Source organism: Nonomuraea glycinis (assembly GCF_014646515.1).
GTDB classification, from domain to species: Bacteria; Actinomycetota; Actinomycetes; order Streptosporangiales; family Streptosporangiaceae; genus Nonomuraea; species Nonomuraea glycinis.
The window spans coordinates 337,672-357,492 of sequence record NZ_BMNK01000001.1; the positions used below are offsets into that span (position 1 = coordinate 337,672).

Annotated in this window: 18 protein-coding genes; 5 read left to right on the forward strand and 13 right to left on the reverse strand. The window is 70.9% G+C overall.

All coding sequences use genetic code 11. The features are described 5' to 3' along the window. Positions 1 to 27: 27 nt before the first annotated feature. A complete protein-coding gene (locus IEY87_RS01550) occupies positions 28 to 483 on the reverse strand; it encodes a hypothetical protein (protein WP_225276846.1) in 456 nt (151 codons plus the stop codon). A 143-nt stretch (positions 484 to 626) separates the two neighbouring features. Here IEY87_RS01550 and IEY87_RS01555 point away from each other — a divergent pair, with 143 nt between their 5' ends. After that, positions 627 to 1,322 carry a TetR/AcrR family transcriptional regulator gene (locus IEY87_RS01555; protein ID WP_189136636.1) on the forward strand — a complete coding sequence of 232 codons (696 nt, stop codon included), beginning with the start codon at positions 627 to 629 and terminating at the stop codon, positions 1,320 to 1,322. Positions 1,323 to 1,541: 219 nt separating this feature from the next. On the opposite strand, the gene IEY87_RS01560 is transcribed toward IEY87_RS01555, so the two are convergent. From IEY87_RS01560 to IEY87_RS01570, 3 genes are all read right to left on the reverse strand, one after another. Further along, positions 1,542 to 2,465, reverse strand: coding sequence for a hypothetical protein (locus tag IEY87_RS01560; RefSeq protein ID WP_189136637.1), 924 nt, complete (start codon positions 2,463 to 2,465; stop codon positions 1,542 to 1,544). Continuing rightward, complete coding sequence (locus tag IEY87_RS01565; protein WP_189136638.1) at positions 2,462 to 2,785, reverse strand: PadR family transcriptional regulator; 324 nt, start codon at positions 2,783 to 2,785, stop codon at positions 2,462 to 2,464. The genes IEY87_RS01560 and IEY87_RS01565 overlap by 4 nt, the downstream gene beginning before the upstream one ends. Before the next feature lie 308 nt (positions 2,786 to 3,093). Further along, positions 3,094 to 4,956 (reverse strand): ABC transporter ATP-binding protein, encoded by a 1,863-nt coding sequence (locus IEY87_RS01570; protein ID WP_189136639.1) that lies wholly within the window; start codon positions 4,954 to 4,956, stop codon positions 3,094 to 3,096. Between the two features lie 201 nt (positions 4,957 to 5,157). Between IEY87_RS01570 and IEY87_RS01575 the strand changes: the two genes are divergently transcribed. The 3 genes from IEY87_RS01575 (at position 5,158) to IEY87_RS01585 (ending at position 8,213) form a co-directional block, all read left to right on the forward strand. After that, positions 5,158 to 6,414, forward strand: a complete 1,257-nt coding sequence (locus IEY87_RS01575) for an ABC transporter substrate-binding protein (protein WP_225276892.1) — start codon at positions 5,158 to 5,160, stop codon at positions 6,412 to 6,414. A 63-nt stretch (positions 6,415 to 6,477) separates the two neighbouring features. Next, positions 6,478 to 7,359 (forward strand): carbohydrate ABC transporter permease, encoded by an 882-nt coding sequence (locus IEY87_RS01580; protein WP_189136641.1) that lies wholly within the window; start codon positions 6,478 to 6,480, stop codon positions 7,357 to 7,359. Next, entirely contained in the window at positions 7,356 to 8,213 is an 858-nt protein-coding gene (locus IEY87_RS01585; protein ID WP_189136642.1) for a carbohydrate ABC transporter permease, read from the forward strand. The genes IEY87_RS01580 and IEY87_RS01585 overlap by 4 nt, the downstream gene beginning before the upstream one ends. Here the strand turns inward: IEY87_RS01585 and IEY87_RS01590 are convergent. The 9 genes from IEY87_RS01590 to IEY87_RS01630 form a co-directional block, all read right to left on the reverse strand. Then, entirely contained in the window at positions 8,176 to 9,225 is a 1,050-nt protein-coding gene (locus tag IEY87_RS01590; protein ID WP_189136643.1) for a 2-hydroxyacid dehydrogenase, read from the reverse strand. The genes IEY87_RS01585 and IEY87_RS01590 overlap by 38 nt on opposite strands. After that, positions 9,222 to 9,884 (reverse strand): histidine phosphatase family protein, encoded by a 663-nt coding sequence (locus IEY87_RS01595; protein ID WP_189136644.1) that lies wholly within the window; start codon positions 9,882 to 9,884, stop codon positions 9,222 to 9,224. The genes IEY87_RS01590 and IEY87_RS01595 overlap by 4 nt, the downstream gene beginning before the upstream one ends. Further along, the gene (locus IEY87_RS01600) at positions 9,881 to 11,494 is read right to left on the reverse strand and encodes an FGGY-family carbohydrate kinase (RefSeq protein ID WP_189136645.1); all 1,614 of its coding nucleotides are present in this window, start codon (positions 11,492 to 11,494) and stop codon (positions 9,881 to 9,883) included. The genes IEY87_RS01595 and IEY87_RS01600 overlap by 4 nt, the downstream gene beginning before the upstream one ends. Further along, positions 11,491 to 12,966 (reverse strand): FGGY-family carbohydrate kinase, encoded by a 1,476-nt coding sequence (locus IEY87_RS01605; protein WP_189136646.1) that lies wholly within the window; start codon positions 12,964 to 12,966, stop codon positions 11,491 to 11,493. Before IEY87_RS01605 ends, IEY87_RS01600 begins: the two co-directional genes overlap by 4 nt. Continuing rightward, positions 12,966 to 14,201, reverse strand: coding sequence for a sugar ABC transporter permease (locus tag IEY87_RS01610; RefSeq protein WP_225276845.1), 1,236 nt, complete (start codon positions 14,199 to 14,201; stop codon positions 12,966 to 12,968). Before IEY87_RS01610 ends, IEY87_RS01605 begins: the two co-directional genes overlap by 1 nt. Beyond that, positions 14,198 to 15,001, reverse strand: a complete 804-nt coding sequence (locus IEY87_RS01615) for an ATP-binding cassette domain-containing protein (protein WP_189136647.1) — start codon at positions 14,999 to 15,001, stop codon at positions 14,198 to 14,200. Before IEY87_RS01615 ends, IEY87_RS01610 begins: the two co-directional genes overlap by 4 nt. Before the next feature lie 10 nt (positions 15,002 to 15,011). Then, complete coding sequence (locus IEY87_RS01620; protein WP_225276844.1) at positions 15,012 to 16,106, reverse strand: ABC transporter substrate-binding protein; 1,095 nt, start codon at positions 16,104 to 16,106, stop codon at positions 15,012 to 15,014. 245 nt (positions 16,107 to 16,351) lie between these two features. Then, a complete protein-coding gene (locus tag IEY87_RS01625) occupies positions 16,352 to 17,305 on the reverse strand; it encodes a sugar-binding transcriptional regulator (protein ID WP_189136648.1) in 954 nt (317 codons plus the stop codon). 130 nt (positions 17,306 to 17,435) lie between these two features. Beyond that, positions 17,436 to 18,422: an ArsR/SmtB family transcription factor gene (locus IEY87_RS01630; RefSeq protein ID WP_225276843.1), complete on the reverse strand. Its 987-nt coding sequence runs from the start codon at positions 18,420 to 18,422 to the stop codon at positions 17,436 to 17,438. 86 nt (positions 18,423 to 18,508) lie between these two features. On the opposite strand from IEY87_RS01630, the gene IEY87_RS01635 reads away from it, so the two are divergent. After that, positions 18,509 to 19,807, forward strand: coding sequence for an MFS transporter (locus tag IEY87_RS01635; protein ID WP_225276842.1), 1,299 nt, complete (start codon positions 18,509 to 18,511; stop codon positions 19,805 to 19,807). Positions 19,808 to 19,821: the final 14 nt, after the last annotated feature.

Sequence of the window (19,821 nt, forward strand, 5' to 3'; positions counted from 1 at the left end):
GTTCCTCGGTATGTACGAGGGCGCTGCCTATCCGGCCGAGACGGTGGGTCGTCCGCCGTTCGCCGGCTCGGGGGAGTTGGTCCGCCAGGCCAGCCAGCCGCGGCACAGCACGTAGGCGATCAGGGTCGTCCCCGTGACGGCGAGATCGATGAGCGCGGTGAGCGGCGCGTCGGGCAGGTGCCACATCACGAAGGAGTAAGCGGTGATCGCGCCCTTCTGGAAGAGAAGGAGCTCCCACAGGCCCTTTTGCCTGCGCGGTGAGACGGTGAGGATGACCCATATCCCCGCGAAGAAGATGTACGCGAACGTCCGCCAGGCCTCGGTGATGACGCGCTCATCGGACACGCTGGCCATGATCATCAGGCCGCTCGCGAACGCTAAGAGGGCCGCGGCGGCGTTGACGGCCATGATCCCGCGCCCGATTCGATCTGCCCAGGGCGCGGGGTGGGCAACGGTGGCGGTGGCGTCGGTTGCAGCGGTCATGAAAGCTCCTTGTCCCGTGGGGTGAGCGCCGTTCAGGCAGGTCACAGGGCATGGCCAACCATCGGTGATGGGCGCTAATTTGAGTTACGAGTCATAACGATAGCGTCGAGTCGTAGCGAAAACAACGGCGCTACACTCTTGTCATGTCCGTGAACGCCACCCCCGAACACCCGACCCGCCGCGAACGGCTCCGGCAGCAGACGGTTGATGAGATCAAGCAACGTGCCTTCGAGCTCGTCGACGCGAGTGGAGCGCACGATGTGACGATCGCGTCGGTGGGGAAGGCCATGGGCATGACCCCGCCGGCGCTCTACCGCTACTTCCCGTCACGCGAAGCTCTGCTGGCGGCGCTCGTCGTCGACGCCTACGCCGACCTCGGCTCCACCGTCGCGACGGCCGCACAGAACGCGACCGGGCAGGACGCCCGGGGTCGGGTCACCCTCATAGCCGACACGTACCGGCGCTGGGCGCTGACCTATCCACGCCGATACACGATGCTCTTCTCCGACCGCTCGCGGGACGTGCCGGACTCCCCGGACGGCATCGCCAGGGTCAACGAAGGCATGCTTCCCCTGCTCACCGCTCTGAGGGAGCTCACGTCGCCATCCTCATCCGACGGCGCCACTCCACTCGACGAGGAGTTGCTGCGGTGGGGGCAGGCGATCGGCGCACCCGCGGACATCACGCCGACAGCGCTGCGGCTCGCTGTGCTCACCTGGTCCCGCATGCACGGCCTCATCTCGCTCGAGATCGCCGGCGCCTTCGACAACATGAACATGGACGCCGGGCTCCTGATGGCCACGGAGATCGAGAGCGTGGTCGAATCGGCCGGCGGCTAGATCTCCCCATGTCAGCGGGCGAAGACTGTCGCTGGTGCCCGCCGCCACCAAGGATCCTCCTCGGGAACGGCCGGAAGCTCGGTGTAGGGTCCGCGCTTGCGTGAGCATTCGCTGCTGCCGAAACGCCGGAATCCGGGTCTGATGCGCACTGTGGGAATGATCTGCTGGCTCGTGCCGCTGCTCAGCCGCGTGGCACCGGCTGACGGCACCACGTGTCGTTCAGAAGGGGGCCCGGCCGAGCTGTGTGCGCTCGGGCAGCATGACCGGCTCCTCGGAGGCCCGCCTCAGCACGGTCCTGGCGACCAGCGCCGCCATGCCGACGCTGAGCACCGCGCCGGCCGCGAGCGCCGTGACGAACCACGGCGACGCCTCCATGAGGCCCATGGCCACCAGCACCGCCACCGCCAGCCACGCGATCGCGTTCAAGATGGCCGCCACGATCAGCGACTTGCCGACGGCGCGCGCGGCGGACCTCAGCGCGGGTGACGTCGCCGCGATGAGCGGCAGCGGCAGGATCAGCGCCATGAGGGGCGGCACGAAGAAACCGCCCGTGATGGCGCCGCCGAGCAGTCCGAGTGGTTGGCCGGCGCCTAGCATGAGGCCGGCGTATATGGTCAGGACGAACACGATCGGCAGGGCGATGGCCAGGCCGGTCACGACCACTCGATGCCCGGTCGTCCGGGCCGCCCCGAGCGGGGCACGCTTGCTGGCGGCGCGTACGGCGGGGTTGAGTTGCGCCAGCGACAGCAGTGTCATCGCGCCCGCCGAGGCGAACATGGTCGTGGCCGTTCTGCGCAGCTCGCCGGCGAGCGATCCGGCACGCGCCGCCTCGGCCCACACGCCCTGCAGGCTGGCTATGTCGCGGACGCTTAGGCTCCACAACAACCACAGGCCATAGACCCCCGCGACCAGGACCGCCGCGAGCGGCAGGCGCAGCGGCCGGGCACCGGGGATGCGCCGGTGGTGCAGCCACGCGTCGCCGGCCCCGGCGGCCAGGTCGGCCACCGTGCGCAACCGCACCGGCCGCGAGGCGACCAGGTCGGCGACCTCCTCGCCGTATCGCTCCCGCCACGCCTTCGGGTAGAGGCTCAGCACGGCCCCTGCCGCCGCTCGCAACACGCCTGCCCCCATGCTTCGCCTCATGCCGTCCCCCACGCCACTCGCCTGACTCCCGCCTGCTCGACCCGGCGCAGGGTGGCGAGCTGCTCGCGCAGCGCGTCACGCCCTCCGTCGGTGATCCGGTACGGCTTGCGTCGCTCGGCCGGCTCCACCGCCTCGATCCAGCCGCGCTCCTCCAGCCGCATCAACGCCCCGTAAAGGGTGCCCGGCTCCAGCGACGTGCCCGAGAACTCCTCGATGTCGCTGATCATCCGATAGCCGTGTTTCTGGCCCTCGGCGAGGCTGATGAGCACGAGCAGCGCCACATCCGTGAAGCGGCCGAGCTCCTGTGTCCTGCGTGCCATGTATTCAGTAAAGCTTAGTAAGTATCACTGAGCAAGTCCTAGCGCGTCCGCAGTCAGCCGCACGCAGTGCCCGAGCCGGTGACCGCGAAGGTCATCGCGGTGCTCGTGGCGACGATCGTGTCCTACGTAAAGGGATCAGACCACGCTCGGTTCAGTGTGAAAGGCGAGTTCTGGATCGGTCACCGCTGGATCTGGATGTAGATCAACGGCCCCGTCCCTGACGGCCCGGTACTGGGCGGATTTGCGCATTCACTGCGCATCAAGAGCCGACATTGCGCATCGGATCGCGGATCCTACACTCGTAGTCACTATCGGTAGGCCGACGCCTGCAAGGTGTAGAGCTCGGCGTAGAGGCCGTTGAGGGTCATCAGGGTCTCGTGGTCGCCCTGCTCGGTGACCTTGCCGTGGTCCAGGACGTAGATGCGGTCGGCGTAGCGGACGCTGGCCAGGCGGTGGGTGATCAGCAGGACCGTGCGGCCGTCGGAGTGGCTGCGGATGCGTTCGAACAGGGCGTGCTCGGCGCGGGCGTCAAGAGCCGCCGTGGGCTCGTCGCAGATCAGCAGGCAGGCGTCGCGATGAAAGCCTCGTGCTACGGCGATCCTCTGCCACTGGCCGCCGGACAGCTCGTGGCCGTCCTTGAAGCGCCGGTCCAGCAGGGTGCGGTAGCCGTGCGGCAGGCCGGCGATCACCTCGTCGGCGCCCGCGACGGCCGCCGCGGCCTGCAGGCTCTCCTCGCCCTTACCGGTGCCCATGGTGATGTTGTAGCGGGCGGTGAGCGGCCAGCGGGTGTGGTCCTGGGCGATGACGGCGGTGCGCCCGCGCAGCTCCTCGGGGTCGACCTCACGCAGGTCGGTGTCGTCCCACAGGACGCTGCCGGTGTCCGGCTCGTAGAGGCCGGAGAGGATCTTGGCGAGGGTGGTCTTGCCGGAGCCGTTCTCGCCCACGAAGGCGATCACCTCGCCGTGCTTGATCTCTACGGACACGCCGCGCAGTGCGGGCGCGTCGGAGCCGGGGTAGGTGAAGGTGACGTCCTTGGCGCTGATCCGCTCGAAGCCGTCGGGGGTGGCGGCCCGCCGCTGGTCAGGCAGCCGGCGCTCGGCATGGGCGCAGAACTCCAGGAAGTCGGTGAAGTAGAGGCCGTCCTCATAGAGCCGGTTGGTGGCGTACATCAGGTTGGCGAGGGAGGTCTGGCCGGATCTGATGGCCAGCACGGCGGTCCCCGCGACGGCGAGGGGGATGGCGGCGAGGGCGAGCAGCACGCCGAGCGCGACGTAAACCAGGGCGCTGCCGATCCCGCCCAGTGCTTCGCCGACGAGCCTGGCGACGGTCTCCCGTCTGGCCAGACCGAGCATCGTGTCCTGCTCCGCCTTGGCCGCCGCGTCGTACATGCGCAGCAGGAAGCCCCGCATGGTGAACGAGCGGACCTCGGCCGCCGGTGCACGCTCGGCGAGTAACTCGGCGATGATCCACTTGCGCCGGATGACGGGAATCAGCGCGAACCTGGCCGTGTAGCGCATCCGGGCGGTGCGCACGGCCGCCCAGGCGTCCGGCAGCACCGCGAGCAGCAGCAAGGGCAGCAGCACCGGGTGGAGCACGCCGAGCACGCCGGCCACGGCCGCGATGCCGACGGCGGCCGTCACCACGTTGATGGTCGAGGTCACGACCGAGTCGGCTATGGCCACGCCGCGCGACCTGGCTCGCTCAAGGGCGTCGTGGAAGTCCGGGTCGTCGAAGGCGGCCAGTTCGACGCGGCTGGTCAGGCCGTAGAGCCGCTCTTCGGTCCGGCGGCTGACCTGCGGATTGAGGCGGGACTGCGCCCAGCCGGCGCCCGCCTGCACCACGGTGCGCAGCGCCGCGGCGGTGGCCACCAGGGCCAGGCTGGGCAGCGCCGCGATCACCCGGTCGGGGGTGGGCCCCTCGCTGAACAGAGCGTTGAGCACGCCCGTGGTGGCCAGCAGGCCGAAGGCGGTGAAGAGCCCGCCCAGCAGGTTGAGCACGATCGTCGCCACGGTGTCGCGGGGGCTGGCTCGCCAGGCCATGCCCATCGCCTGGCGAACGAGTGACGGGAGTCGCCTGGCGATGGTGAGGAAACCGACCTCGGCCATCGTGTCGGCGTGCGCGTGCCAGTCGGACAGGGATATCTCGCCCAATTCGAGGGGCTCATCAGCCATACGAAGAGTGTGCACTCCAGCACCGACAGTTTCCTATGAGCGTCGCGTATGCGGACCTGTTACCCGTACCTGCTTGACGGGTCCGACCGGGAAGTGGGTTGATGGCACCTACTGACAACGTTGTCAACTCACCAACTCGGGGGGTTTGGAAGGGATGGTGTGCGCATGAGACGACGGTGGATGACAGCCGCCGCGATCACTATGGCAAGCGTGCTGAGCTTGTCCGCCTGTGGCGGTGGTGAGCAGGCGGCGCAACCCAGCGCCAGTGGCGGCGGCGACAAACAACAGGTCGAGGTCTTCTCCTGGTGGACCGGGCCGGGCGAGGCCGACGGTCTGCAGGCCATGCGGAAGATCTTCGAGCAGCAGAACCCGACGCTCACCTTCTTCGACGCCGCCGTCGCCGGCGGTTCGGGCGACAAGGCCAAGGCGCTGCTGCAGTCGAAGCTGCAGGCCGACACGCCGCCCGACACCTTCCAGGGTCACGCCGGCGCGGAGCTGCAGGGCTACATCAAGGCCGGTGACCTGGAGGAGCTCAACTCCATCTACGACGAGCTGAAGCTGCGTGAGGCCTTCCCGGAGCAGCTCGTCGAGCAGATCAGCGTCGACGGCAAGATCTACTCGGTGCCGGTGAACATCCACAGGTCGAACGTCCTGTGGTTCAACCCGACCGTCCTCAAGGACGCGGGCGTCGCCGGGGCGCCGAAGTCGATCGACGAGTTCGTCGCCGCCATGGAGAAGGTCAAGGCCAAGGGCAAGATCCCGCTGTCCATCGGCTCGGAGTGGACCGTCACCCACCTGCTGGAGAGCGTGCTGCTCGGCTCGCTCGGCACGGACGGATACAACGCGCTGTTCAAGGCGGGCGCGGACTGGAACAGCGCCGAGGTCACCAAGGCGCTGGAGAGCTTCAAGACGATCCTGTCGTACGCGGGCGACCCGCAGGACGACTGGCAGCCCGCGGCCAAGCAGGTGGCCGACGGCGAGGCCGCGTTCAACATCATGGGCGACTGGGCGTACGGCTACTTCCACAACCCGCCGGAAGGCGGGCTGGGCAAGACGTCGAAGACCGACTTCGACTGGGCGCCCTCACCCGGCACCGAGGGCTCCTACCTGTGGCTGTCGGACAGCTTCACCCTGCCCAAGGGCGCGAAGAACCGCGACGGGGCCGTGGCCTGGCTGAAGGTCGCGGCGAGCAAGGAGGGGCAGGACGCCTTCAATCCCCTCAAGGGCTCCATCCCCGCCCGTAAGGACGCCGACCAGTCCCTGTACACCGACTACCTGGCCGACGCGCTGAAGGACTGGGCGAGCAACAAGCTCGCCGGCTCCATCCAGCACGGTGTCGCGGTGAACCAGCCGTGGCTGGCCTCGATCAACGAGGCGGTCGGGCTGTTCATCGGCACCAAGGACGTGGCCGCACTGCAGAAGGCCCTGGCCGACGCCGCGACGGCGAACGCCCAGTAGCCGACGGGTACGGCAGGCGTTCCGCACGCCTGCCGTACCCCTTTTCGTGAAAGGGAGTGTTTCGTGAGGCGGGCACGCACCTGGCTCCCGGGGCTGCTCCTCGTCGCGCCGTCGATCGTGGCGATCGGCGTGTTCGTGTACGGCATGCTGGGATGGAACTTCCAGCTGGCCATGACGGACAAGCACGACGAGGTGTCCGAGGGAAACTTCGTCGGGTTGCAGAACTTCATCGACATCTGGGACCAGCCGAGATGGCATCTCTCGGTCAACCACGCCATCGTCTTCACGATCGTGTTCGTGGTCGGCGCGCTGGTGCTCGGCTGGCTGCTGGCGTTCCTGATGGAGAAGGGGATCTGGGGCGAGGGCACGTTCCGGGCGATCTACCTGTTCCCGATGGCCGTGTCTTTCGTCGCCACCGGCATCGTGTGGCGGTGGCTGATGAACTCCGGGATGGAGGAGCGGGCGGTCGGGCTCAACCGGCTGTTCGACGCGATCGGGCTGCCGCAGTGGCAGTGGTTCCGCGATCCGGACTGGGGGATGGCCGCGATGGCGCTCCCCGCCATCTGGCAGATGTCCGGATATGTCATGGCTTTGTTCTTAGCTGGCTTCCGGGGCGTCCCCGAGGAGCTGCGTGAGGCGGCGCGGGTCGACGGCTGCAACGAGTGGGGCGTCTACCGGCACGTGGTGCTGCCGCTGCTGCGCCCGGTCACGCTCTCGGCGCTGATCATCCTGGGGCACATCTCGCTCAAGGTGTTCGACCTGATCGTCGCGGTCTCCGGCAAGCAGATCATCACCGACGTGCCGGCGGTGTTCATGTGGGTGGCGGTCTTCGACTCCCACGACCCGGCCAAGGGCGCCACCATCGCGTCCTACATCGTGCTGAGCGTGGCCGTGTTCGTGATCCCGTACCTGGTCTGGTCCGTGCGTAAGGAGAGGCGCTCATGACGGCGGTGGCAGGGCGCAAGCCCGCCTTCACCTGGGTGCGGCTCGCGGTGCTGCTCGCCTTCGTGGTGATCGTCCTCATCCCGATCTACGTCCTGCTGGTCACCAGCTTCAAGCCGCTGACCGAGGCGGACCCCGGCCAGGCGTGGAACCTGCCGCGGACCTGGACGTTCGAGGCGTGGGGGGTGGCCTGGGAGAAGCTCGCCCCCGGCATGTGGAACAGCGTCCTGCTGGCGGTGCCCGGCTCGCTGCTGTCGTGCGCGTTCGGCTCGATGAACGGCTACGTGCTGTCGAAATGGCGCTTTCCCGGCTCCGACCTGGTGTTCACGCTGTTCCTGTTCGGCATGTTCATCCCCTACCAGGGGGTGATGATCCCGCTGGTGCAGCTCCTGGTCGGGCTGAACGACCTCACCGGGCTGCCGGGCGTCTTCTACGGCGGCCTGCCCGGCCTGATCCTGGCGCACGTGGTCTACGGCATCCCGATCTGCACCCTGATCTTCCGCAACTACTACGTCACCATCCCCGACGAGCTCATTGAGGCGTCCCGGGTGGACGGCGCGGGCATGCTGCGGACGTACTGGTCGGTGGTGCTGCCGGTGTCCGCGCCCGCCATCGCGGTCGTGATCATCTGGCAGTTCACCTCGCTCTGGAACGACTTCCTGTTCGCCGTCTTCCTCACCGGCCCGCAGAGCTGGCCCGCCACGGTGATGCTCAACAACATCGCCGGCGCCCAGGCCACGCCCTACAGCCAGCAGATGGCGGCGGCGATCCTGTCGTCCATCCCGACCATGCTCATCTACGTCCTGCTGGGCCGCTTCTTCATGCGCGGCCTGATGGCCGGCGCGCTGAAAGGCTGACCTCCGGGTTCGCGCAGTGCAGCAGCGGCTCGCGGCGCACATACCGGGCCACGTCGGCGGCCACGATCGTGGCCGCCTTCGCGGCGGTCTCCTTGCTCGCGCCCGCCAGGTGCGGGGTCATCACCAGATTCGGTACGGCGAGCAGCCGCGACTTCGCCGGGATCGGCTCCTCCGGGAAGACGTCCATCGCGGCGCCGAACAGATGGCCGGAGTCCAGCGCGTCGCACAGGGCGTCGTAGTCGAGCAGCGCGCCCCTGGCGCAGTTGACCAGGACGGATCCGGCGGGCATCGCGGCGATCTGCGCGGCGCCGATCATGCCGGTGGTCTCGGGCGTGGCGCGGGCATGCAGGGAGACGAACCGGGAGCGGCGCAGCAACTCGTCCAGCTCGACCCGGCCGGGCACGTCCACGTCCACGTACGGGTCGTGGACCAGCACCTCGGCGCCGAAGCCCGCCAGCATGCGGGCCACCCGCCGGCCGATCGCGCCGTAGCCGACCAGCCCGACGGTGCTGCCCTCCAGCTCGGGGCCGACGTTGTCGTAGCTGTAGTAATCTCCCCGCCACACGCCGCCGGCCAGGTCGGCGTGCGTCTGCGGGATGCGGCGCGTGGCGGCGAGCAGCATGGCCAGCGTGTGCTCCGCGGTGGCCACCGCATTGCGGCCGGGCGCGAACGTGACCGCCACGCCCGCTTCGGTGGCGGCCGCCAGATTGGCGTTGACCGGGCCGCCCCGGCTGACGCAGAACAGCCTGAGGTCCGGGCTGGCCTTCAGCACCCGGCTGGTCAGCGGGGCCATCTGGGTCACGCAGACCTCGACGCCGCGCAGCGCCTCGATCAGCTCGTCCTCCACGTCGGACGCCTCGTCGACCTCGCCCACCGGGCCGAACGGCACCATCGGCCACGGCAGCGTGAGCTCGCTGGTCTCCACCGCACCGGGCACCTCCCGCCTGAGCGCGTCGACGAGCAGGCGGTTCTGCACGAAATGGTCACCTGCGGCTAGGACTCGGGTGGTCAACGAACGGCTCCAATCGGGGAGTTGTACTGCAGGATCGCGGCCCGGTCGCCGCGCAGGCGCAGCTCGGTGATCGCGCAGTTGTCCAGCCTGGGGAACAGCCGCCGGTACTCGCCCAGCGGCACCCCGATCAGCCTGCACAGCGCGAGCCTGATGACGGTGGTGTGCGCGACCACCAGCACCCGCTCGCCGGGCCCGGTGGAGGACGCTGTGGAGGACACGGCGGAGGACCCGGTGGAGGACACTGTGGCGGCGATGTCGCGCAGGGCCGCCACGAACCGGTCCGCCGCCAGGGCCGGGTCCTCGCCGCCGGGCAGCGGGTTGGCGCCCGGGTCGGCCTCGAAGGCGGCGCGGGCCTCGGGGAAGAGCTCGCGCATCTCGGCGGCGGTGAGCCCCTCGCCCTTGCCGAAGTCCACCTCCCGCAGCCGTACGTCGACCGCGAGTTTGACGCGCGCGGCGTCGGCACCGGCGGCGGCGGTGATCCGGGAGCGGCTCAGCGTGGACGCCCACACGCCGGACAGGCCCGCCGTGGCGGCCCAGGCGGCGAGTCGCGCGGCCTGCTCGTGCCCGGCCGGGGTCAGCTCGATGTCGCTGATCCCGGCGTAGCGGTTCTCGGCGTGCCAGACGGTCTCGCCGTGGCGCACCAGCACCAGGTTCGTCATCGTGCGGTCCTCTCGCGGGCATGGTCGGCGGCCGCCGTCGGCAGCCAGCCGCGGTCTTCGAGTTCGGCGATGAAGCGCAGGTAGGGCTCGTGAAACTCGGCCCCCGAGGGGTCGATGACCGCGCGCGTGCGGACCATCCCACCGCCGCTCGCCGCGGTCGCCGCAGCGGCGGGTCCGGTCCCGGCGGTGGCGGGATCGGTGATGGCGGGACCGGTGGTCGCGCTTGCGGCGAGCAGGGCCATGCCCAGGGCGGGCTCGGCGTTCTCGCGCAGTGTCACCGGACGTCCCAGGACATCCGCCCTGAGCTGGTTCCAGTACGCGCTCCTCGTCGCGCCACCGGTCAGGATGATCTCCCCGTCCACGGGTGCGCCGAGGAGGTCGAGGTAGTCGAAGCAGAGGCGCTCGACGAACGCGGCGCCGCGCAGGATCGCCACATAACGCTCGACGTCGTCGGCGGCCTCACCGAGGGTGAACCCCTCGGCCTCCGGCGCCGCGAACGGGAACCGCTCACCGCGCGAGACCAGCGGATAGGTGATCGGGAGGAAGTCCGTGCCGCCCCCGCCGGTGCCGTAGCGGGCGGTGGCCTGTCGGCTGAGGGCGGCGAGGTCGCGGCCGGGGAGGTCGCGGGCCAGGACGCCGGCGCCGGTGCTGGACGCGCCGCCCGGCAGCCACGAGCCGTCGGGCGCGCGGTGGGAGTAGACGACGCCGAGCGGGTCGTGGATCAGCTCCTCGGTCACGCCCTTGAGCACCAGCGTGGTGCCGAGCACCGAGTTCCAGCTGCCCGGCCGCAGCGCGCCCGCGCCGAGCTGCGCGGCGCACCCGTCCGTGGTGCCGGCGATCACCGGCGTCCCCTCGGGCAGCCCGGTGGCCTCGGCGGCCGCGGCACAGACCACGCCCAGGACACTGCCCGGCCGTACGACATCCGGCAGGACCTCGGCGGGCACCCCCAGCGCGTCCAGGACGTCGTACGGCCAGCGCTCGTCGATCAGATCCACGCCGGTCTTCAGCGCGTTGCTCAGATCGGTCGCCACCTCGGTGCCGACCAGGCGCCGATTGACGAAGTCACTCTGATGCGCCAGCCGAACCTCCGCGCGACCACCACCACGCCGCACCGCCTGCGCCCCGGCACGGTCACCGCCACCCTGCCCCCCGGCGCGGGATGCGGTGTGCTGGGGCGCTGGCCGTCCCTCGGCGCGCAGCAGCCACAGGAGTTTGGGCAGCGCCCAGTTGGGCTGCATGCGCTGGTAGCCGAGTCGTTCCCAGACGCGCGCGCCCACGACGTTGACCCGCTCCACCTCCTCGGTGGCGCGCCGGTCGTCGTACATCAGGGCCGGGGTGAGCGGGTCGCCGTGGCCGTCGGTGAGCAGGACCGTGCCCGAGGTGGCGTCCACGGCCACCCCCGCGATCCGGCTCGCGGGCACGCCGGCGAGCGCCTCGCGGGTGGCCGCGGCCAGCTCCTCCCACCACTGCTCGGGGTCCTGCTCGTGGCGGGGGCCGTCGCGGTGGCTGGTCAGGGCGCGACTCGCCGCGCCGAGCACCTGCCCGCTCCCGTCGACGGCCATCGCGCGCACGCTCTGCGTGCCGAGGTCGATGCCGATCCACACGCTCATGTACGACTCCGCATCTCGGCCAGCAGCGGCCAGGACCGGGAGCCGGTCTCGCGCAGGGCCAGAAAGTCCTGGTAGGCCGTGCCGTAGGGGCCCGGCCGGGGATGGACGCTCTCGCGCAGCCGTACATGATCGTCGGCGGCGGCGCGGACGTTCGCGGCGGCGCCGGTGGCGACCAGGCCGACCAGGAAGGCGCCCCGGGCGCCGACCTCGCTGTCGGCGGAGCGCAGCACCGGCAGCCCGGTGACGTCGGCGATGAGCTGGAGCCACAGCGCGCTGGCCGCGCCGCCACCGCAGACCCGCAGCTCACGCGGCGGCCGGCCGGAGGCGGCCAGGCAGTCCTGGATGACGAGGGTGAGCCCTTCCAGGACGGCGCGGGCGACGTGCTCGCGGCCGTGCTCGAAGGACATGCCGAGGAAGGCGCCCCTGGCGAGCGGGTCGGAGAAGGGGGCGCGTTCCCCGGCGGGGGAGAAGTACGGCTGGAACGACAGGCCGCGCGCGCCGGGCTCGCTCAGCGCGGCCAGCTCGCTCAGCTCGGCCGGGTGGGCGAGGCCGAGCAGGCGGCAGGCCCACTGGACGACCTCGGTGCCGGCGAAGGTGGGGAAGGCGCGCAGGTAGCCGCCCGGCAGCGCGATCGTGATGCCCACCGGCTCGCCGTCCAGGTCAGGCCGCTCGACCAGGCTCTCCACGCAGAGCGTGGTGCCGAGGATGGCGCACGCCTGGCCGGTGCGCACCGCGCCGGCGCCGAGCGCGGTGGCGGCGATGTCGTAGGGCGTCATCACCACGGGGGTGCCGGCGGGCAGGCCGAGCAGCGTGGCCGCGCCGGGGGTCAGCCCGGCCACCCGGCGCGCGTCGTCGCGCAGCTCGGGCAGCAGCCGGGCGGCCCAGCCGAGGTCGAACAGCTCCAGCAGTTCGGCGGAGTAGCGGCGGGCGCGCAGGTCCATGAAGGGTGCCGAGGCGTCGGACTCGTCGGCGGCGAGCTCGCCGGTCAGCCGGGAGAAGATCCACCCGCCGCAGGTGAGGTTGGCCGCCGAGCGCTCCAGCCGGGCGGGGTCGTGCTCCTTCAGCCAGGTCAGGATGGCGTGCGGCAGCCCGGAGGCGGCCGAGGAGCCGTTGGTCCTGAAGGCGCGCTCGGCCAGCCCGGACCGGGTCCAGGCGTCGACCGTGGCCGCCGCCCTGCCGTCGTTCCACAGGATCGCCGGGCCGGTCGGCTCGCCGGCGGCGTCGACCAGCCAGCAGCCGTCGCCCTGCGCGGTCACCGCGACGAAGTCGACGCTGCCGGCGAGCTCGGCGGCGACGCCGCGCACCGTGCGGACGACCGCCTCCCAGACCGCGCCCATGTCCTGCTCGGCCTGGCCGGGCGCGGGCCGGGACACGCTGGTCGAGTGCCGGACCACGACGGCCTCGGCGCCGGAGTCGTCATAGCCGACGGCCTTGATCACCGTGGTGCCGGCGTCGACGCAGATGGCCGCCATCAGGCCCTGCCGTGTGAGGTCCTCGACCGGCGCGAGACGGAGTCGACGACCACCGCCAGCAGCAGGACGGCCCCGGTGACCATGAACCTGATGGAGGAGTCGAGGTTCAGCAGCGTCAGGCCGCTGGAGATCGACTGGATGACGATGATGCCGAGCAGCGCCCCGAACGCCGTGCCGCGCCCGCCGAACAGGCTCGTCCCGCCGATCACGGCGGCCGCGATGGCGTTGAGGTTGACGTCGCCGCCGCCGCTGCTCTGGTTGGCGGCGGCCAGCCGGGCCGCGGCCAGGATGCCGCCCACCGCCGCGAAGGTGGAGCAGAGCACGAACACCGAGGTGAAGACGGCCTTGACGTTGATGCCGGCCCGGCGTGCCGCCTCCACGTTGCCGCCGACCGCGTAGACCGACCGGCCCCACTTCGTCCGCGACAGCAGGTAGTGCATGATCAGGACGAGGGCCACGAAGAAGACGAACATCCAGCCGACGCCGCGCGTCTGGCCGAGGTACCAGACCAGAAAGGCCAGCGCCACCAGCAGCGCCGCGCTGCGCAGCACGAGCGCGGGCATGCCCATGGCCGACAGTCCCGCCTTGCGGCGCTCCCTGGCGTGCAGCCAGCCGCTGGCGAACAGCCCACCGGCCGCGACGACGGCGAAGGTGTACGAGAGCCAGGCCGGCACGAAGGCGAGCTGGGCGAAGTTCACCAGGCCCGAGTCGAACGGCAGGTTGATCGAGCCCTTGGTGCCGAGCACGTAGAGCTGCAGCCCCAGGAAGCCGAGGAGCCCGGCGAGTGTGATGACGAAGCTCGGCACCCCGAACCGGTTGAACAACTGGGCGTACACCCAGCCGATCACCGCGCCGAGGACGACGGCGGCCAGGATGGCCAGCCAGACGGGCAGCCCCTCGCTGACGAACAGCACCGCCAGCACCGCCCCCGACAGCCCGCTGACCGAGCCGACCGACAGGTCGATCTGGCCGACGAGCAGCACGCAGACGATGCCCAGCGCGATCACGCCGACGGCGGCCGACTCCAGGGTGAGGTTCACCAGGTTCGCGCTGGACAGGAAGATCGGGTTGAGGATCTGCAGAACGGTCCAGATGACGACGAGCCCGACCACGACCGGGATCACGCCGAGGTCGCCCGCGCGGGCCCGGTCGAGCACGCCGGTGAACGCGCCGCGCAGGCCGGTGCCGCCGCGCAGCCGCTCGTCCTGGCGGTCGGTGGTCATCGTGCTGTTCACGAGGGCGATCCTTCCTTCTGGTCTTCCCCCCGGCGCGGCACCCGCCGCGTCACCGCGTTGTCGGTGGCGCCGGTGATCGCGGCGATGATGTCCTCCGTGCTGACGTCGTCGACGCCGAACACCCCGTTGTTGCGGCCCAGCCTGAGCACCACCACGGTGTCGGCCACGGCCTTCACGTCCGCCATGTTGTGGCTGATCATGATGACGCCGTGGCCGTTCTCGCGGAGCCGGTCGATCAGGTTGAGCACCTCGGCGGTCTGGGCGACGCCCAGGGCGGCGGTGGGCTCGTCCAGGATGATGATCTTCGGGTCGCCGAGCAGCGACCTGGCGATCGCCACCGTCTGCCGCTGGCCGCCGGACAGCGCCGCCACCGGCACCCGGACGCTGGGGATCTTCGCCGAGAGCTGGCGGAGCAACTCCCACGAACGGGTCTCCATCGCCACGTCGTTCAGCCTGAGCGGGCGGATCTCCTGGCCCAGGAACAGGTTCTGGATGACGTTGAGGTTCTCGCACAGGGCGAGGTCCTGGAAGACGGTGGCGATGCCCAGCTTGTGGGCCGCCGCCGGGGTGGGGATCCGCACCGCCCGCCCAGCGAACGTGATCTCGCCCGTGTCCGGCGGGTGAACCCCCGAGAGGATCTTGACCAGCGTGGACTTGCCCGCGCCGTTGTCCCCGACGATGGCCACGACCTGGCCCGCGGCCACGTCGAGGGAGATGTCGGTCAGTGCGGCGACCGCTCCGAAGGTCTTGCTGATCCCGCGCAGGGACAGGACGCTGTCCGTCTGCTGAGTGGGCGACACGGAACTCCCCCTACTTGATGCCGAGCTCGGCGCAGCCGTCGGCGTACTCGGCGGTGCAGACGTCGGCGGCCTTCATGATGCCGCTGTCGAACAGCACCTCCTTGATGTTCTCCTTGGTCACCACGGTGGGGACGAACAGCTCCGACGGGGTGTCGAAGAGCGTGTCCTTGCCGGCGGGCTTCTGGCCCTGCATGAACTGGTAGGAGACGTCGGCCGCGGCCTCGGCCACGATCTTGATCGGCTTGGAGATGGTGTTGTACTGGTCGCCCTTGATGATGCGCTGGGCGGCGGCCACCTCGGCGTCGTTGCCGGTGACCGGCGGCACCTTCTTGCCCGCGGCCTTGAAGGCCGAGATCGTGCCGCCGCCGGTGCCGTCGTTGGCCGCGACCACGCCTGCGATGTCGTCACCGAACTGGGTGATCTGGCCGCTGACCCAGGCCTGCGCCTTGGCCGGCTCCCAGTCGGGGGTGTCGTACTCGGCCAGCAGCTTGAAGCCGCTGGGGTCGATGGCGCTGTGGATACCCTTCTTGATCAGGCCGGCCGCGGCGTCCGTCGGCGAGCCGTTCACCTGGAGGAGGCCGCCCTCGGCCTTCTCCTCCTTGAGGTGGTCGACGAGCGACTGGCCGATCAGCGCGCCGATCTTCTCGTTGTCGAAGGAGATGTAGTAGTCGGCCGGCTTGGCGGGGATGGGCCGGTCGTAGGCGATCACCGGGACCTGCTGCGCCTGCGCGGTCTGCACGATGGTGGCCGCCGCCGCGGAGTCGACCGGGTCGATCACGATCGCCTTGACGCCCTGCGCGAGCGCCGAGTTCGCCTGCTGCTGCTGTTTGGCGGCGTCGGAGTCGGCGTTCTGGTAGATGACCGTGCAGCTCGGGCAGAGCTGCTTCATCTTGGCCTCGAAGAGCGGCTTGTCCTGCAGCTCGTATCGGGTCGAGGCGAGGTCGGGCATGAGGAAGGCCACCTTGGCGTTCTCCACCGCCGCGCCGTTTCCGGTGGGCGCGGCGGCGTCGCCACCGGTGGCGTCGGAGCCGCACGCGGCCAGCGCGGAGGTCGCCAGGACCGCCGCCGCGGCGAGCACGGTGGTCCGCATCTTGGTTCTGTTCACGGGATCATTCCTCACTCGCTTCGTCCTCGCGGACGATCTCATTGCGTCGCTCATCGACGTCGCTCGCCCCCCCGACTGCGACCGAGGGACGTCCCCCAGCAGGTGACGTCCTGTGATGCACTTCACGCTAGCGCGAGGCCGGAACATTTGTCCAGCACGGATGTTCAATGTGTTCACATGTCGGTAACACCGAGTCAACCCGAAGGGGGTTCGTCAGCGAGAGGCGGCGAGCAGGATCCCGGCGGTCAGCGGGAGGCGACGAGCAGGCTTTCGGCGGTGAGCGCGTCGGTGACGAGATGGTTGAAGTAGCCGCCCTTGGCCCCGGCGATGATCGACAGGACCTTCTCCGCCCCGACCGCCACGGCGATCGAGCACGGGATCCGCCGCAGCTCCTCCAGCCCGGTCGCGACCAGGCGCTCGCTGCCCGGATAGTCCACCGGCGCGCCGTCGCGGTCGTAGAACCGGGAGCACACGTCGCCCACGGCCTGGCGCAGGCTGGGCGCGTCGCGCGGCACGAACGCGGGCACCACTTGCCGCATCAGCGGCGGCGAGCCGACGCCCACGATCGCGCACTTGGCCTGCGCCCACAGGTCCATCACCCGGCGCACCGACGGCTCGTGCTGCAGCGAGTAGAACAGCTCGGGGCCCGGCAGCGCGGGCGCGTAAAGGTAGCTGGGCACGCCGCCGAGCCGCTCGGCCAGCAGGCGGGTGGCCTCGTTGGTCTGGAACCAGGGCTGCGGATCCTGCTGGCCGCCCACGGCCGGCGCGATCGTCACGCCGGGGTAGTGGCCGAGCCCCTCGCGGGCGCACTCGTACACCGTGCTGCCCGACGACACCAGCACCACGTCGCCGGACTCCAGCTCCGCCCTGGCCAGCGCTCTGGCCAGGCCGGGGGCGAGCATGGGGCCCATCGCCGGGCCGCTGACCTTAGGCACGAGGTAGACCCGCTTCAGCGCCAGGGCGTCGGCGACCTCGCTGGCCAGCGGGCCCTCGGCCAGCGCGGCGGGCTGGTGCACCCGGATCTCGACGATGCCCTGCCTGCGGGCTTCGGTCAGCAGCCTGCTCACGGTCGCCCTGCTGACGCCGAGCCGTTTGGCGATGTCGGCCTGGGTAGCGTCCTGGAGGTAGTACTGCGACGCCGCCGCGTACATCAGCTCCTGGGGGAAGCGGGCTTCCTGGGTGGTGTCGGCGGCATTCATGCGCGCGCTCCCTGAGCTAATGAACGATTGTGCTGAACGTATGCGCAAACGACTATACCTTCGCGCCCCCCGCAGTGAACGGTAGCGATTCCGTACAACTCACGCGAGAGAGAGCCGGCCACCAGGCGTCTCACGCGAGAGAGCCGGCCACCAGGGCGTCGCCCAGCGGGGTGCGCGCGTACAGGACGCTGCGACCGGTGCGGGTGCCGCTGATGAGGCCCGCCCCGCGCAGCGCCGCCACGTGGCCGCCGGTGCCGCCGAGGCTCTGGCCGAGCAGCGCGGCCAGGTGCGTGGTGGTGGCCGGGGTGGCCAGCTCGGACAGGACGCGGGCGCGCGAGCGCCCGAGCAGCGCGGCCAGCCCCGCGCCGGCCCCCGGCGGCTCCGCGGCGATGCCGCGCGCCGGATAGAGCAGCGCGTACGGCCACGCCTCCTCCAGGTAGGCGCCGACGCTGGCGGTGAACACCGACGGCAGGAAGAGCAGGCCCCTGCCGCCGAGCCGGTGCCACTCCTCACGCCTGCCCATCGCGATCGCGATGTGGCCGTCGTCATGCCAGCGGACCTGCGCGTTGAGGTCGTCGAGCGCCGCCCCCCAGCCGGCGGTGACCAGCCGCCCGGCACGCTGCACCACGTCGCGTTCCAGGATCGCGTGAAAGCGCGGCCAGCTCTTGGCGAGGATCTCCGTCCACAGCGCCTCGAAGGCGTCGGCGATCAGCCGCACCACGTCCGGCCCGAACAGCAACTCCCTGACCTCGGCGGGCGCGGGCGCCCTGGCGGCCAGCACCTGCGCGATCTCCCGGTGCGCCACGGCGAGCGGGGTCGCGCGCATCGCGGCCAGCTCCACCTCGAACGGCACGCTCGTCCCCGACGGCGGGGGCGCGATGAAGTCCACGTTCGCGCTGCCCATGTTGCCGGAGATGACCGCGGTCGCGCGCAGCGCGGGGTGCTGGCGCGCCAGCTCTTGGTACGGTCCGCGCCAGCGCTCCACCCACCGCCGGTGCACGCCCGCCGCGGTCCGGCCCTCCAGCACCCACTGCGCGTGCATGGTCTCGATCAGCGGGGAGATGGCGAACCTGCTGGCCGCCACGTCCTGAGGGGTGACCTCGATCCTGAACACCACCTTTCGGTTATATCCGAAAGCTTCGCCAGTCGGTCCGCTCCGGTCCCAGCATCGGAGGCGTTCCTTCGACCGACCCGAGGAGAATCGTGTCCACAGAGCGCGGCGCCACCTACGGCGAGGTGTTCGCCGTCCGGGAGTTCCGGGTGCTGTTCGGCAGCTTCGCGCTGCTCGTCGCCGGCGACTCCATCAAGATGCTGGCGCTGTCGGTGCTGGTGTACGCCCAGACGGGGTCGCCCGGGCTGTCGGCCGCCGCCTACATGGCCGGGTGGCTGCCCTACATCGCCGGCGGGATGTTCCTGCTGTCGCTGGCCGACCGGCTGCCGCCCCGGGCCGTCATGGTCGTCGGCGAACTGGTCCGGGTGGTGGTGTGCATGCTGCTGGCCTATGCCGGGCTGCCGGTCTGGGCCATGCTGGCGCTGGTGCTGGTCACCGGGCTGTTCTCGCCGGTGTTCGGCGCCGCGCGCAGCGCGCTGCTGCCCGACGTGCTGCCGGGGGACGCGTTCGTGCTGGGCCGCTCGCTCCTGGGCGTCACCTCGGCCGGCGCCCAGGTGGCCGGCCTGGCCGTCGGCGGCGCCTTCCTGGCCGTGGCCGGCCCGCACGGCGCCCTCGCGGCGACGGCGGGGCTGTCGGCGCTGGCAGCGCTCCTCCTCCGCTACGGTCTCCCGTACCGGCCCGCCCGCCAGGGAGCCCCTCACATCCAGAACGGATCCCGTACGAGCGGGTCCGGTGTGGGCGAGGTGGGTGGGGAAGGGGCGGTGCGGGCGACGTTGCGAGTGAATCGGCTGTTGGTGGCCGATCGGCGGGTGCGCGGGCTGCTGCTGGCCTCCTGGCTGCCGCCGCTGTGCCTGGCCGGGGCGGAAGCGATGATTGTGCCCTACCTGGGCGGTCAGGGGCAGGCCGGGATCGTGCTCGCGGCGGCAGCGTGCGGGATGGCGGTCGGCGAGTTCGCCGTCGGCAGGTTCGCGGCCCCGGCGCTGCGCGAACGGCTGTCGCTGCCGCTGGCGGCGCTGCTCGGGATCCCGTGGCTGGGCTTCCTGGCCGCACCCGGGGCCGGCTGGGCCGCCGCGATCGCGGCCACGGCCGCCGCGGGGCTGGCCTACCAGCTCGGCCTGCAGCGGCGCTTCGTGGACGCGGTGCCGGAGGAGGTGCGCGGGCAGGCGTTCGGCCTGCTGTCCACCGGCTTGATGACCGGGCAGGCCATCGGGGCGGCGCTGATCGGCGTGCTCGGCGAGCTGTTCTCCCCACGGCTCGCGATCGTCGCCGCCGGCGGCGCGGCCATCCTGGTGGCACTCGCCCTGTCCCGAGCCCTCCGCCCGGAGACCGTGCCGTCTCTGGAGGCCCTTGGGAAAAAAGAGGTATCCCGCCCTGATGTTGGCCCGGCCTAGCCGTCATGATCGTC

Excerpts from the sequence above, each read along its gene's own strand:
- IEY87_RS01570 (WP_189136639.1), bottom strand. The coding sequence starts at position 4,956 with ATGGCTGATGAGCCCCTCGAATTGGGCGAGATATCCCTGTCCGACTGG.
- IEY87_RS01575 (WP_225276892.1), top strand. The coding sequence starts at position 5,158 with ATGGCAAGCGTGCTGAGCTTGTCCGCCTGTGGCGGTGGTGAGCAGGCG.
- IEY87_RS01585 (WP_189136642.1), top strand. The coding sequence starts at position 7,356 with ATGACGGCGGTGGCAGGGCGCAAGCCCGCCTTCACCTGGGTGCGGCTC.
- IEY87_RS01560 (WP_189136637.1), bottom strand. The coding sequence starts at position 2,465 with ATGAGGCGAAGCATGGGGGCAGGCGTGTTGCGAGCGGCGGCAGGGGCC.
- IEY87_RS01565 (WP_189136638.1), bottom strand. The coding sequence starts at position 2,785 with ATGGCACGCAGGACACAGGAGCTCGGCCGCTTCACGGATGTGGCGCTG.
- IEY87_RS01625 (WP_189136648.1), bottom strand. The coding sequence starts at position 17,305 with ATGAATGCCGCCGACACCACCCAGGAAGCCCGCTTCCCCCAGGAGCTG.
- IEY87_RS01595 (WP_189136644.1), bottom strand. The coding sequence starts at position 9,884 with ATGACGAACCTGGTGCTGGTGCGCCACGGCGAGACCGTCTGGCACGCC.
- IEY87_RS01605 (WP_189136646.1), bottom strand. The coding sequence starts at position 12,966 with ATGGCGGCCATCTGCGTCGACGCCGGCACCACGGTGATCAAGGCCGTC.
- IEY87_RS01555 (WP_189136636.1), top strand. The coding sequence starts at position 627 with ATGTCCGTGAACGCCACCCCCGAACACCCGACCCGCCGCGAACGGCTC.
- IEY87_RS01550 (WP_225276846.1), bottom strand. The coding sequence starts at position 483 with ATGACCGCTGCAACCGACGCCACCGCCACCGTTGCCCACCCCGCGCCC.
- IEY87_RS01600 (WP_189136645.1), bottom strand. The coding sequence starts at position 11,494 with ATGAGCGTGTGGATCGGCATCGACCTCGGCACGCAGAGCGTGCGCGCG.